11 protein-coding genes and 1 pseudogene are annotated in these 13767 nt (G+C 71.7%); 7 read left to right on the forward strand and 5 right to left on the reverse strand.

The annotated features are described in order from the left end of the window. Nucleotides 1-144: 144 nt before the first annotated feature. Nucleotides 145-486, reverse strand: coding sequence for a hypothetical protein (locus tag AB0D94_RS25310; RefSeq protein WP_362055864.1), 342 nt, complete (start codon nt 484-486; stop codon nt 145-147). A gap of 32 nt (nt 487-518) precedes the next feature. Next, nucleotides 519-776, reverse strand: coding sequence for a hypothetical protein (locus AB0D94_RS25315; protein WP_362055866.1), 258 nt, complete (start codon nt 774-776; stop codon nt 519-521). A 177-nt stretch (nt 777-953) separates the two neighbouring features. Between AB0D94_RS25315 and AB0D94_RS25320 the strand changes: the two genes are divergently transcribed. The 5 genes and pseudogenes from AB0D94_RS25320 to AB0D94_RS25340 all read left to right on the forward strand — a co-directional run bounded on the left by AB0D94_RS25320 (nt 954) and on the right by AB0D94_RS25340 (nt 7373). Beyond that, nucleotides 954-1901, forward strand: coding sequence for an LLM class F420-dependent oxidoreductase (locus AB0D94_RS25320; RefSeq protein WP_362055838.1), 948 nt, complete (start codon nt 954-956; stop codon nt 1899-1901). Between the two features lie 10 nt (nt 1902-1911). Further along, a complete protein-coding gene (locus tag AB0D94_RS25325) occupies nt 1912-2697 on the forward strand; it encodes a glucose 1-dehydrogenase (protein WP_362055840.1) in 786 nt (261 codons plus the stop codon). 116 nt (nt 2698-2813) lie between these two features. Then, entirely contained in the window at nt 2814-3935 is a 1122-nt protein-coding gene (locus tag AB0D94_RS25330; RefSeq protein ID WP_362055842.1) for an LLM class flavin-dependent oxidoreductase, read from the forward strand. A gap of 199 nt (nt 3936-4134) precedes the next feature. Next, nucleotides 4135-5895, forward strand: a pseudogene (locus tag AB0D94_RS25335) (D-aminoacylase); the annotation flags it as partial. Next, entirely contained in the window at nt 5892-7373 is a 1482-nt protein-coding gene (locus tag AB0D94_RS25340) for an aldehyde dehydrogenase family protein (RefSeq protein WP_362055844.1), read from the forward strand. The pseudogene AB0D94_RS25335 and the gene AB0D94_RS25340, both read left to right, overlap by 4 nt. 100 nt (nt 7374-7473) lie before the next feature. On the opposite strand, the gene AB0D94_RS25345 is transcribed toward AB0D94_RS25340, so the two are convergent. From AB0D94_RS25345 to AB0D94_RS25355, 3 genes are all read right to left on the reverse strand, one after another. Beyond that, nucleotides 7474-9270, reverse strand: coding sequence for a hypothetical protein (locus tag AB0D94_RS25345; protein WP_362055846.1), 1797 nt, complete (start codon nt 9268-9270; stop codon nt 7474-7476). A 54-nt stretch (nt 9271-9324) separates the two neighbouring features. Then, nucleotides 9325-10413 (reverse strand): DNA alkylation repair protein, encoded by a 1089-nt coding sequence (locus AB0D94_RS25350; protein WP_362055848.1) that lies wholly within the window; start codon nt 10411-10413, stop codon nt 9325-9327. 106 nt (nt 10414-10519) lie between these two features. Next, the gene (locus tag AB0D94_RS25355) at nt 10520-11230 is read right to left on the reverse strand and encodes a hypothetical protein (protein WP_362055850.1); all 711 of its coding nucleotides are present in this window, start codon (nt 11228-11230) and stop codon (nt 10520-10522) included. A gap of 333 nt (nt 11231-11563) precedes the next feature. Here AB0D94_RS25355 and AB0D94_RS25360 point away from each other — a divergent pair, with 333 nt between their 5' ends. Next, on the forward strand, nt 11564-13117 hold the full coding sequence (locus AB0D94_RS25360; RefSeq protein WP_362055852.1) for an APC family permease: 1554 nt from the start codon (nt 11564-11566) through the stop codon (nt 13115-13117). A 123-nt stretch (nt 13118-13240) separates the two neighbouring features. After that, nucleotides 13241-13531, forward strand: coding sequence for a hypothetical protein (locus AB0D94_RS25365; RefSeq protein ID WP_362055854.1), 291 nt, complete (start codon nt 13241-13243; stop codon nt 13529-13531). Nucleotides 13532-13767: the final 236 nt, after the last annotated feature.

Genomic DNA, 13767 nt, shown 5'->3' on the forward strand with positions numbered 1-13767 from the left:
CGATGTAGGCGAGGTCGAAGACGCTGCACAGGATCCCCAGCCCGGGGATGAACGGCGAGTCCTCCAGTACCCCGAACAGCAGGACCGCACAGGCGGCGAACAGCGGCTCGTGTGGGCCCCGAAGGCTTCTGACCGGAGCGCCGGTCAGGCACCCAGGTCCAGGACACGGACCGGCTCGCCCTTCCACCGCTTGGGGAGGGTGGTGGCGATGATCGCGCCTTCGGGCCGTTCGGGCGTGGGCTGGGCCGCGTACTGGGTGTGGGCCGCGGCCCAGCTCTCCCGGCGCGCGACCGCCAGCGCGGCGGGCAGGTCCAGGTCGAGGATGGTGATGCCCGGCAGGGCGGCGAGGTGCTCCGCCGTGCCGGGCCGGGCGCGGTCGGCTTCGACCAGGGCGCACGAGGGTGCGTAGAGGTACCAGCCGGCCTCGGCGTGCGCGCGGTGGATGAGGCGGGAGGCGAGGACGTTGCCCTGTCCTGCTGCCACCATCGCCGTCTCGTCCAACACGATGTGCGTTTCCGTCACCGGCCCCTCGCCTCCGCCAGGCGCCGGTCCAACTCGGTGTCGAGGTCCTGCTGTTCGGAAGCGGTCGGGGCGTAGCCGTTCCAGTCCTGCAGTGCGGCGCGGGCGCGCTCGGCCCGCTCGGCCCGCTCGGCCGGCGTGAGCAGCGTCTCGGCGAGACGGGCCAGATAGGCGCGCAGCGACAGCCCCTCGGCGGCGGCTATGGCGGCGAGTCTGTCCTTGGCTTCCTCGGGGATGCGGATGTTGGCGTCGGCCATGAGCGTGCTCCTTCCCATGGGAGCAAGGGTACGGGTACGCACCCGTACCCGCAACGTTCGGAGCCCGCGAGGTTCGGTCCCCCTCTTGCCTGACGAACCGTCAGCTACGACGATGGCCCGGCACCGGTATGACGAATCGGCAGACGAATCGGCAGACGAAGGCGAGGCGGGCCCGGCATGGCGCGCGTGTTCACCGAAGGGCGGCTGGTCTACGGGATGCAGCTCCCGATCCAGTCGCAGAGCACCATCTACGCCGAGCCCTGGGAGGCATCGGCCACGGCCGCCGATCTCGCCGAGGTGGCGCGGGCCGCCGACCGGGCCGGCTTCGGATACCTGGCCACCTGCGACCACGTGGCGATCCCGCGGCGGCTCGCCGGACCCATGAGCACCGTCTGGTACGACCCGGTGGCCACCCTCTCCTTCCTGGCCGGGATCACCGAACACGTGCGGCTGCTCAGCCACGTCGCGATCCTCGGCCTGCGCCACCCCCTGATCAGCGCCAAGCAGTACGCGACCCTCGACCACCTCTCCGGCGGCAGGCTGATCCTCGGCGTCGGCGCCGGGCACGTGCAGGAGGAGTTCGAGGTCCTCGGCGTGGACTTCGCGCGCCGCGGAGCCGTGCTCGACGAGACCCTGGACGCGCTGCGGGCCGCACTGGGGCCCGAGGAGTACCCGGAGTTCGAGGGCGAGCTGTTCTCCTTCAAGGACCTCGGCCAGCTGCCCCGCCCCGCCCAGCAGCGGATCCCCGTCTGGGTCGGCGGCTCCTCCGGCCCCGCCGTGCGCCGCGCGGCCCTGCGCGGGGACGGCTGGCTCCCGCAGGGGGACCCGCGCGACCGGCTCCCGGCGCAGATCGCCCGGATCAAGGAGCTGCGCGCCGCGGCCGGGATCGGGGACCCCGTCGAGTTCGGGGCGATCACCGAGGCGCTGTACGTCGGCGAGCCCGCCTGGGACACCGGCCGCCGGACCCTCACCGGCAAGGCGCAGGCGCTCGCCGAGTCCCTGCGGGAGTACAAGGCGCTCGGCGTCGACCAGATCCAGGTCCGCTTCCGCAGCCGCGACCGCGCCGAACTCGTGGACCAGATGGCCGCGTTCGGCGCCGAGGTCGCGCCGCACCTCAACGATTAGGAGCACCGGCATGGGCAAGCTGGACGGGCGTGTCGTCATCATCACGGGTGCGGCGCGCGGGCAGGGCGAGCAGGAGGCGCGGCTCTTCGCCGCCGAGGGGGCCAAGGTGCTCCTCGGCGACGTGCTGGACGAGCAGGGCGCGGCCGTGGCCAAGGAGATCGGCGAGGACCGGGCCCGTTACGTGCGGATGGACGTGAGCCGCGAGGAGGACTGGGCGGCCGCCGTTGCCGCGGCGAAGGAGGCCTTCGGCCCGGTCGACGGCCTGGTCAACAACGCGGGCATCCTGCGCTTCAACGAGCTGACCGCGACCCCGCTGGAGGAGTTCCAGCAGGTGGTCCAGGTCAACCAGGTCGGCGCCTTCCTCGGCATCAAGTCGGTCGCCCCGGAGATCGAGGCGGCGGGCGGCGGCACGATCGTGAACACCTCCTCGTACACCGGCCTGACGGGCATGGCGTACGTCGGCTCGTACGCCGCGACCAAGGCGGCCGTCGTCGGTCTGACCCGGGTGGCCGCGCTGGAGCTGGCCGCCAAGGGGATCCGGGTCAACGCGATGTGCCCGGGCGCCGTGGACACCCCGATGGCCAACCCCGGTCTGCTGGATCCGGCCGGGATGACCGACGAGGCGCGGGACGCGATGGCGGAGCTGTACAAGCGGGTCGTGCCGATGGGGCGGGTGGGGCAGCCCGAGGAGGTGGCCAGGCTGGCCCTCTTCCTGACCAGCGAGGACTCCTCGTACATCACCGGGCAGCCGTTCGTCATAGACGGCGGCTGGATGGCCGGTGTCAGCATCCTCTGAGACCGTCCGGCAGTGATCTGATGGAGCGTCAGGTATTGACGCTCCCGCCCCCGCGATGGAACAGTCGAGACATCTGATCTGACGCAACGTCAGAAACCAAAGGACGGTGAACCCCCTTGGAATTCGGGCTCTTCGTGCAGGGATACGTGCCTGAGGCGCGGTCCAAGGTCGACCCCCAGGCAGAGCACAAGGCGCTGGTCGAGGAGACCGAGTACGTCATCCAGGCCGACAAGTCCGGCTTCAAGTACGCCTGGGCCTCCGAGCACCACTTCCTGGAGGAGTACTCGCACCTGTCGGCGAACGAGGTGTTCCTCGGCTACCTCGCCGCGGCCACCGAGCGCATCCACCTCGGCTCGGGCATCTTCAACCCGCTCGCCCCGGTGAACCACCCGGTCAAGGTGGCCGAGAAGGTCACCATGCTCGACCACCTCTCCAAGGGCCGCTTCGAGTTCGGCACCGGCCGGGGCGCGGGCAGCCACGAGATCCTCGGCTTCATGCCCGGCATCACGGACATGAACCACACCAAGGAGATCTGGGAGGAGACCATCGCCGAGTTCCCCAAGATGTTCCTCCAGGAGGAGTACGAGGGGTTCCAGGGCAAGCACTGGTCGCTGCCCCCGCGCAAGGTCTTCCCCAAGCCGTACGGCAAGGCCCACCCGGCCATGTGGTACGCCGCCGGCTCCCCCTCCTCCTACGCGATGGCCGCCAAGAAGGGCCTCGGCGTCCTCGGCTTCAGCGTCCAGAAGGTCTCCGACATGGAGTGGGTGCTGGAGCAGTACAAGACGGCCATCCAGGAGGCCAAGGCCATCGGCGCCTTCGTCAACGACAACGTCATGGTCACCTCGACCGCGATCTGCGCCGAGACCCACGACAAGGCCGTGGAGATAGCGGTCAACGCCAATATGAACCGCTTCCAGTCGCTGGTCTTCCGCTACCACGACACCTTCCCGCGGCCCGAGGCGATCCCGCAGTGGCCCGAGACGCTGCCCGAGTACAACGCGGAGATCATCGAGCTGCTGATCGCGGAGGAGCTGCTGATCTGCGGCGACCCCTCCGAGGTCCGCGCCCAGTGCAAGCGCTGGGAGCAGGCCGGGGCGGACCAGCTGTCCTTCGGCCTGCCGACCGGGGTCTCGTACGAGGACACGATGACCACCATCAAGCTCATCGGCGAGCACGTCATCCCGCAGATCGACACCGACCCGGTGCACCGCACGACCCGCTTCCGCCAGGCCGCCTGACCTCCGGTCGGGCACGCGGGGCCCTGGGGGTGCGGCGCCGCTGCTGGGGGCGCTGCCCCCAGACCCCCGCGCCTCAAACGCCGGCGAGGCTGGATTTGGCTCCGGCGGCGCCTGGCGGACGGCAGCAGCCAGATCCAGCCCCGCCGGCGTTTGAGGCGCGGGGTCTGGGGCGGAGCCCCAGCACACGGCCAGCAACGCGAACACCGGCAGAAGGGACGTCATGCTCGACCACCTGATCAAGGGCGCGACCGTCGTGGACGGCACCGGCGCCCCCGCCCGCGTGGCAGACGTGGGGATACGCGACGGGCGGATCGTCGCCATCGGCGACCCCGGCACCGTCACCGAAGAGGCCCGCACCAGCGAGGACGCCACCGGGCTGGTCCTCACCCCCGGCTTCATCGACCCCCACACCCACTACGACGCCCAGCTGTTCTGGGACCCGTACGCCACCCCCTCCATGAACCACGGCGTGACCACCGTCGCCGGCGGCAACTGCGGCTTCACCCTGGCCCCGCTCAACCCGGCCCGCCCGGAGGACGCCGACTACACGCGCCGCATGATGAGCAAGGTCGAGGGCATGGCCCTCAAGGCCCTGGAAGAAGGCGTCGACTGGACCTGGTCCACCTTCGGCGAGTACCTCGACGCCCTGGAGGGGCGGATCGCCGTCAACGCCGGATTCATGGTCGGCCACTGCGCCCTGCGCCGCCACGTCATGGGCGAGGCGGCCGTCGGCGGACAGCCCACCCCCGAGCAGCTCCAGCAGATGCTCGAACTCTTCCACGACGCCATGGACGCCGGCGCCTGGGGCCTGTCCACCACCCAGTCCTCCACCCACTCCGACGGATCCGGCGCCCCCGTCGCCTCCCGGCACGCGAAGCCCGCCGAACTCCTCGCCCTCTCCCAGGCCGTCGCCGACCACGAGGGCACCCAGCTCGAAGCGATCGTCGCGGGCTGCCTCGACCAGTTCTCCGACGAGGAGATCGACCTCTTCGTCGACATGAGCGCGGCCGCGGGCCGCCCGCTGAACTGGAACGTCCTCACCATCGACGCCTCCGTCCCCGAACGCGTCCCGCGCCAGCTCGTCCCGAGCGAGCGGGCCCGCAAGGCCGGCGGCCGGATCGTGGCACTGACCATGCCGATCCTCACCCCCATGAACATGTCCCTCGGCACGTTCTGCGCGCTCAACCTCATCCCCGGCTGGGGCGAGGTCCTCGGCCTGCCCGTCCCCGAGCGGATCGCCAAGCTCCGCGACGCGGACGTCCGGGCCGGGATGCTGCGCCGCGCCGACAGCAAGGAAGCAGGCGTCTTCCGCCGCCTCGCCCACTTCGGGCGCTACGTCATCGGAGACACGTACAGCAAGGAGAACGAGGGCCTGTCCGGCCGCGTCGTCGGCGACATCGCGGCCGAGCGCGGCCAGGACCCCTTCCACTGCCTGGTGGAGATCTGCGCCAACGACGAGCTGCGCACGGTGCTCTGGCCGATGCCCACCGACAACGACCCGGCCAGCTGGGCCCTGCGCCAGGAGACCTGGCAGCACGAGGACGTCATGCTGGGCGGCTCCGACGCGGGCGCGCACCTGGACCGGATGTGCGGGGCCCCGTACACGACCCGCTTCCTCGGGGACTGCCTGCGCGGCCGCAAACTGGTCCCGCTGGAGCAGGCGGTACGGATGCTCACCGACGACCCGGCCCAGCTGTTCGGGCTGCGCGAACGCGGCCGGATCGCCGAGGGCTACCACGCCGACCTGGTCCTCTTCGACCCGGAGCGCATCGAGGCCGGTCCGGCGACCCTCGTCCACGACCTGCCCGGGGACAGCCCGCGGCTGGACGCGCGGGCCATCGGGATCGTGTCCGTGCGGGTCAACGGCGTGGAGACCATCCGCGACGACGAGATCACGGGGGCGATCCCCGGGATCGTGCTCCGGTCGGGCCGGGACACGAGGACGGTGAGCACCCGGTGACGGATCCGCAGAAGCACGCGGCTACCAGGCTCTTCATCGGCGGGGAGTGGGTGGAGCCCGCCGGCGGCCACTACGCGGTGGTCAACCCGGCGGACGAATCGGTGGCCGGGCTCGCGCCCGAGGCCTCGCGGGCCCAGGTCGAGGAGGCGGCCCGCGCCGCGGCCGAGGCCTTCGGGTCCTGGTCCCGTACGACGCCCGAGGCGCGCGCGGCGATCCTCGACCGGGCCGCCGACATCATCCAGCGGGAGTACGAGCCGTGGTCGGCGCTGGCGCAGGCCGAGACGGGCGCGCCGACCGGGATCGCGCGCGGCATGCAGGTCGGGGTGGGCGTGACCCGCTTCCGCCGGTACGCGAAGGGCGCCCTGGAACCCGTGGAGCGGGGCCTGCCGCCGCAGGTCACCGAGGCCGGTCCGATGGGGAAGGCGAGCGTGCTGGGCGCGCTGGAGGTGCGCCAGCCGGTCGGCGTGGTCACCTGCATCACCTCGTACAACAACCCGTGGGCGAACCCGGCGGGCAAGGTCGCCCCGGCGCTGGCCATGGGCAACACGGTGGTGGTCAAACCCGCCCCGCAGGACCCGCTGTCGGTGTTCAAGATGGCCGAGGCCCTCGCGGAGGCCGGGGTCCCGCCGGGCGTGGTGAACGTGGTGAACGGTCAGTCGGTGGAGGTCGGCGAGGCGGCCGTGGACTCCCCAGACGTGGACATGGTGTCCTTCACCGGCTCCACGGCCGTCGGCCAGCGCATCGCGGAGGTCTGCGGCCGCACGATGAAGCGGCAGCTGATGGAGCTGGGCGGCAAGGGCGCGGCGATCGTCCTGGAGGACGCCGACCTGGACGCGGCCGTGATGGGGATCGGGACCACCTTCTCCTTCTACTCCGGACAGATCTGCACCGCTCCGACCCGGGTGATCGCCCACCGCTCGGTCTACGACCGGCTGATCGAGAAGCTGACCGGCTACCTGGCCTTCATGAAGGTCGGCGACCCGGGGGAGCGGGGCACGGTGGTCGGCCCGGTGATCTCGGCGGCGCACCGGGACCGCGTGGAGTCGTACGTGGAGCTGGGCAAGAAGGAGGGCGCGCGGCTCGCGTTCGGCGGCGAGCGCCCGGTGGTGGGGGACGGCCGCGGCTTCTACGTCGCCCCGACCCTCCTGGTCGACTGCACGAACGACATGCGGGTGGTGCGCGAGGAGATCTTCGGGCCGGTCGTCGTGGTGGTCCCCTTCGACGGCGACGAGGAAGAAGCGGTCCGGCTGGCCAACGACAGCGACTTCGGCCTGATCAGCTACGTGTGGTCCGGGGACTCGGCGCGCGCGTTCCGCGTGGCGCGGCGGCTGCGCGCGGGCGGGGTGGGCGTGAACACCATCGGCCGGAACATGGAGGCCCCGTTCGGCGGCTTCAAGCGGTCGGGGGTGGGCCGGGACGTGGGCTCGTACGCGCTGCACGCCTACAGCGAGATGCAGTCGATCGTCTGGACGGGCTGAGCCGGGGCGGCGGGCCGCCGGGGCCACGGGGGCGGCGGGGGCGGCGGACCGAGGTCCGGCCGGGGGAACTCCCGGCCGGACCCCGGCCTTGCTCGGGTTACTAGCCCTGCGGCCGGCCGTAGCCGAGGGACGCGGCGAGTTCGCTGTCGCCCCCCTGGAAGCGGGCGAAGCCCTTCGGGTCGGACGCCGCGATCCGTTCCAGCGCGGCTGCCGCCCGCTCCTGCGGCGGGCTGTCGTCGTCGGGCAGGCGCCAGTCGAAGTACAGGCGTGGCGGCTGGGCCCCCTCCGTCCCCTCGGCGCGGTCCGGTGGCGTGTACACGAGCCGCACCACCGTCGTGTGCGGATCCTGCCAATCGGTCCCGACCCAGTTGACGGAGAGGTCCCATCGGCTCAGCAGGTCCGGCCGCTCCCGCAGACCGGCCGCGATCAGCCGCGCGGTGCTGCGGGCCGGCCAGCACCAGGAGTGGTCCCGCTCGGCGCGTTCGACCTCGGCGTCGTAGGCGGCCGCCTCGAAGCGGTACGGGGGCGGTTGCGGGCCGACCGCCCCGCGCCAGCCGTCCCACACGACGTCCGCGCCGTCCCGGCGGATCGTCACGTACAGGGCGCCGCAGCAGCCCTCGGTGCAGGACGCCTCGGCGAGCTGCACCTCCCGCGGCTCCGGTGAGGCGCGGAGCCGGCCGCTGTCGAGCAGGTACTCGGGCGGGTTGGCCCGCCCCTTCCCGAAGAGCGCGGGGACGAGCGGGATCCCGTCGACCAGGATCCGGCTCTCGACGGCGGGGGAGTCCTCGGGGCCGTGGACGACGACCACCTCCCACCGGGGGCGGTCACCGGCCGCGGTGCGGGCGAAGGGGAGGTGCCGGTTGCGCCGGAACCAGTCCGCCCGCCGGTCGCCGGGTACGGGGGCCGGCGCAGCCCCGGCCATCAGCCGGTCCAGGGCGTCGAGCAGGGCCTGGCGCCGCCCGGGCCGCCAGTTCAGCAGTACGGCGGGGCTGCTGTGCAGGTCGAGGGCGACCGACAGCAGCAGCGACCGGTGCTCCGGGGTCGGGGGCAGCCGGTCGGCATGCCGGACCAGGGTCTCGTACACGGCCCGGGCGGGCACGTAGTCGAGGATCTCGGAGCTGCTGTCCTGCTGATCGGCCATGCGGTGCAGCAGCCGGCCGGTCACTGCGAGCAGTTCGGCGTCCCCGGGTCGGCTACGCAGCAGGCCGTGGAGGTCGGCGGCCTCGGCGACCCGGCGGGCGCAGTCCATCGCCGCGGGCTCGTCCGGCACCGTGAGCAGCGCCGCTCGGATCGCCTGCACGTCACCGGCCGAGACAGCCTCGACCAGGGGTCTCAGTGGTCCGGACTCGTACCGGTCGCTGAGGACCAGCAGAGCGGCGGCCTGCCGGTCGAGGGGGTCGAGCGCTGCGACGGCAAGGGAGCAGAAGCCGCGGAGCATGCCGAGTGCCTTGAGGCAGGGCACGTCCTCGGCCTCGCCGAGACGGATCAGCAGGGCCATGCCGATGCCGACCGCCGCGACGGAGGTGCCGGTGCGGGTCAGCTGCCGGGCGGTCCGCCGTGCGGCTTCCTCGTCCGCGGGGACGAGCCGTGCGACGTGGGCGCGCAGGGAGCCCGCACGCACGCGCAGACCGGCGGCCTCGGCCCACGAGTGGATGGCTTCGGCGGCCCGTACCGGGTCCGGGTCGGCCAGCAGCGGAGTGAGGGCCGCTGTCACCACCGGATGGGCCTGTTGCCAGGTCAGCTTCTTGCTGGGGCGCTGCGGCAGGGAGCCGTCGGGCAAGGGGTAACCGTTGAACGGGGCGCGCCCGTCCGGTTCGATGCCGTGGCGGAACAGGGCGTAGTCGTAGAGGGGGGTCTTCCGGGAGCTGAGCGGCTGGCGCTCTTCGCGGGCGCTCACCGGGCGGGGTGGGACTCGATTCCGTAGGTCATGACAGGAGCCTGCCAGGCGAGGTCAGGGCGCGTCCAGCGAGAAAACGGCCTCGCCGCGGACCCGCCCGTTGACCTGGAGCTGCACCAGGTGCTCGCCCGAGTGGTAGCGGCGGGTGGTGATCGGCTTGAAGGAGTGCCGCTTGGTGCCGCCGAGGGTTTCGCCGGGAGCCAGGGTGCGGGTGACGAGCTTGAAGACCTTGGGGGTGCGGGTGCCGTTGGCCTTCGTGTGGTGCACGACGTAGTCGACGACCAGCTCCGCCGGGAGCACGCCGGTGTTGGTGACCGCCCAGTCGAAGACGAGGTGCTCGCCGACGGCCACCCGCGGGGTGGTCACCACCGGCCCGCGCACGCTCACCGGCACGTCCGGGGAGTGGCCCAGCAGGGTCAGCGCCTCGGGCCGGCCGGCCTTGACCAGGGTGCGCAGGCCGTGCCGGACGACGCGGTCCGTGGTGTCGGCGGGCGCGGCCAGCCAGCGGGCCGCCGTGTCGACGGCGAGGGCGGGGTGGTCGCGGCTGATGTCGTTGAGGTGGTTGGAGACGGAGCGGCGGACGTACTCGGACTCGTCGCGGTAGAGGGCGTCCAGCACGGGCAGGGCCGGGCGCGGGTCGGCGACGAAGGCCGGCAGCTGCGGTGCCCACGGCAGCCGGGGCCGGGTGCCCTCGCTGGCGAGGCGGCGCACGTGCGGGTCCGGGTCGGCCGTCCACTTCCGTACGACGGCCAGGGCGCGGGCCGGGTCGGCGCGCAGGAAGGGCCGTACCGCGGATTCGGCGGTCAGCCGCGGGGTGAGGTCGTGCAGCAGCGCCAGCCCGGGCTCGAACACGTCCAGCCCGCGGACGGCGACGGCCTCGTTGACGGGGAAGGTCATCCAGCCCGTGAAGCCGGGGTCGGCGAGGGCGGTGCGGACGACGGCCTCGAAGGCGGGCCAGTCCGCGGGGAGGTCGGCGAGCACGGCGTCGCGGACGGCGGTGACGCGGCCGCTGTACGTGAGTGAGTCGAGCGCGTCGGCGCGGGCGCGCACGGCCGGTGAGGACCGGCGGCCGCCCGCCCGGGCGAGCAGTCGGGCCAGGGTGGTGACGGTTTCCGCGCTGAGGAGCTCATCGGCCGTGGGCATGGGGCCAGTCTCGCGGACGGCGCCCGGTTTCCGGCACCGGGATTCGCCCGCCGGGATTCCGGCGGGCCGGGGCGCGGCGGGTGCCGCAGCGCCCCGGCCGCGTCGCTCAGTCCTTGTAGTAGTCGGTGAGGACGCAGCCCTTCACCAGGGCGGGCTCCTTGCGGAATCCGCTGGGCGCGGTGAACTCGGGGTGGCAGTTCAGCATCAGCAGCCCGGCCTGCGGTTTCAGCAGGGCGGCCATGGCGGTCGAGCGGGTGGATCCGACGGTGAAGTCCTGGCCGACGACGATTCCGCTGCTGGGGTTGCCGCCGCCGTTGGTCTCCTTGTACTCCTTGTCGATCTCGGCCTTGAAGGCGGCCTGGAAGGCCTTGGGGTCCTTGATCATGAAGATGCGGGTGTCGCCCCCGTCGCAGCTGCCGCGCTCGATGACGGAGTGCGACTTCTCGTCGTACTTGGCGTCCTCGTCCCAGTACTTGTAGCCGCTCTTCGTCGTGGTGATCTCGGCGCACTTGGTGAAGTCGTTGACGAAGCGGGCGGCGGCAGCGATGGTCCCCGCCTTGGGGAGCTTCTGGAACGCGGTCCCGTCCTTGGGAGCGTTCCCGTTGACCCCGCCGTTCTTCGTGGGGTTCTCCAGGGTGCCCTCGTGCGGGCCGCCGTCGCCGGTTCCGGCGGCCCCGCCGCCCGTACCGGCCCCGGCGCTGGTGTCCCCGCCGGCGCCGATGCCGCCGAGGGCCGGGTTCTCACTGCCTCCGCAGGCGGGGAGGGTGAGCAGAACCGCGACGGCTGTGACGGCCGTGAACAGTGGCTTGGTGCGCATGCGCTTGATGTCCCCCAGTAGATGACCTTGAACGGCCGTGACTCTAGGAGACGGGCATGTTCACGGCAAACCGGTCCTCACGACGGGTTACCAGGGGTCACCGGAAAGTCGTAAGGGAAACTTTAAAAATGCCCAAAACGGACATGGCTGCGGTTTCCGCATAACGAAAGTCCGAGCCCACGTCCTCTCGAACAATGGGTGGATTAATCGGTGAACCTTGCATTACATGCTTCTGAATGGCAATGATCTCGAATTTCAAAGGAGCATGGGGGGTCTAGGTTCCGGACTCGCAGCGTCCAGATGTGGAAAACGCAGCATCTAACGTCCTGACCCATGACACAGACGGATGCTCGGCCTCAGGCCGGAGACACGGTAAGCGGCGTCGCCGAGGGCGATGTCCGCGGTAAGGGCCTCGGCAAGGGGTCCATCGGACTGGTGGGCAACGCCGTCATCGGCATCTCGACGGTCGCCCCGGTGTACTGCCTGACGGCGACCCTCGGCCCCACGGTCAGCGAGGTCGGCGTGCAGATGCCGGCGATCTTCCTGGCCGGATTCATCCCCATGCTGCTGGTGGCCTTCGCCTACCGCGCCCTGAACAAGGCGGTCCCCGACTGCGGCACCTCCTTCACCTGGTCGGTCAAGGCCTTCGGCCCCCGCGTCGGCTGGATGTGCGGCTGGGGACTCCTGGTCGCCACCGTCGTCGTGCTCTCCAACCTCGCCGGCGTGGCCACCAACTTCTTCTACCTCCTCCTGGGTGAAGTGAGCGGCAGCGAGGACCTCGCCGCCCTGGACGGCAACAAGGCCGTCCACATCCTCACCACCCTGGCCTTCATCGCGATCGCCACCGCCATCAGCTACCGCGGCATCACCGCCACCAAGTGGGTCCAGTACATCCTGGTCGGCCTCCAGCTCGCGGTGCTGGCGATGTTCGCCTACATGGCCATCACCAAGTCCGACGAGGTCGCGGGCTCGCTCGCCTTCTCCTGGTCCTGGATGAACCCCCTCGGCGTGGACTCCCTCGCCGCCTTCACCGCCGGCCTGTCCCTCTCGATCTTCATCTACTGGGGCTGGGACGCCTGCCTGTCGGTCAACGAGGAGAGCGTCGGCAGCGCCAAGACCCCCGGCCGCGCCGCGATGCTCGCCATGGTCGTCATCGTCGCTTCCTACCTGGTCGTGGCCATCGCCGCGCAGATGTATGCCGGTGTCGGCACCGAGGGCAGCGGCCTCGGCAACGAGGAGACCAGCGACAACGTCTTCGCCACCCTCGCCGAGCCGATCATGGGCTCCGGCCTCGGCATCCTGCTCTTCGTCGCGGTCCTGGCCTCCGCCGCCGCGAGCCTGCAGACCACCTTCATCCCGGTGGCGCGCACGGTCCTGTCGATGAGCACCTACGAAGCGCTGCCGTCCTCCTTCGCCCAGGTCCACCCCCGCTTCAAGACCCCGGGCCGCGCCACCGTCGCCGCGGGCATCGCCACCGGCCTCTTCTACGCGGTGATGACCGTGGTCAGCGAGAACGTGCTGATCGACACGATCTACGCCCTCGGCCTCATGATCTGCTTCTACTACTCGATCACGGCCTTCGCCTGCGTCTGGTTCTTCCGCAGCGACCTGCGCGGCTCGGTGCGCGACCTCTTCGTCAAGGGGATCTTCCCGGGCATCGGCGGCCTGATGCTCGTCGCAGTCTTCTGTCAGACGCTGTTCGACATGTGGGACCCGGCCTACGGCTCCGGCTCCTCGCTCTTCGGCATCGGCAGCGTCTTCGTCATCGGAGTGGGCCTGCTCCTCCTGGGCGTGGTCGTCATGATCGTCACACAGCGCCGCAGCCCGGCCTTCTTCCGCGGCGAGGTCCTGACGAAGTCCACCCCGGCGCTGGTGGTCGAGGACTGACCTCCCCTGCCCCACCCGCTGTGTCACGCCCGCGGCCCCGGATCGATCCCCCCGATCCGGGGCCGCGGGCGTTCCCGCTGACGCCGCAGTGACCCGGGGCGCGGCCAGGTCGTTGGGTGGGGCATGAATGCCATGAAGCGCACCCTCTCCGCCCTGGTCCTCACCGGCGGCGCCGCCCTCGCACTCACCCCCGTCGCCGCGCACGCCGACGAGCCGGCCATTCAGGGGCCGCCGATCACCCAGCGCGTCACCGACATCGCCGACAACCCGGGCCAGGCGGTCCAGGACACGAAGACGGCCCTCGAAGTGACCACCGCGGCCGCCGGCACCGCCACCGGAGCCACGGACAGCTCCCTCGCAGGCGCCGGCTCGGCCCTCGCGTCGGGCCTCCCCAAGCCGCCGAAGGTCGGCTGACCCTGCCCGTCCGGGGTCTACCGGGTCCCGCTCGACGCGCCTGCCCTGCGGGCGGCTCGGCGGTGCTGGTTCGGCTGCGCCTGGGCTCCTGGGGCTCCGCCCCAGACCCCGCGCCTCAAACGCCGGCGGGGCTGGATTTGGCCTGGCTTTGCCCTGGCAGGGTGGGGTTCGGCTGCGCCGGGGCCTGGTCGGTGGGGTCGGTCCGCGGTGCCGTGTGCCCTGCGGGCGGCTCGGCC

Source organism: Streptomyces sp. NPDC048255 (genome assembly GCF_040652415.1).
Classification (GTDB): domain Bacteria; phylum Actinomycetota; class Actinomycetes; order Streptomycetales; family Streptomycetaceae; genus Streptomyces.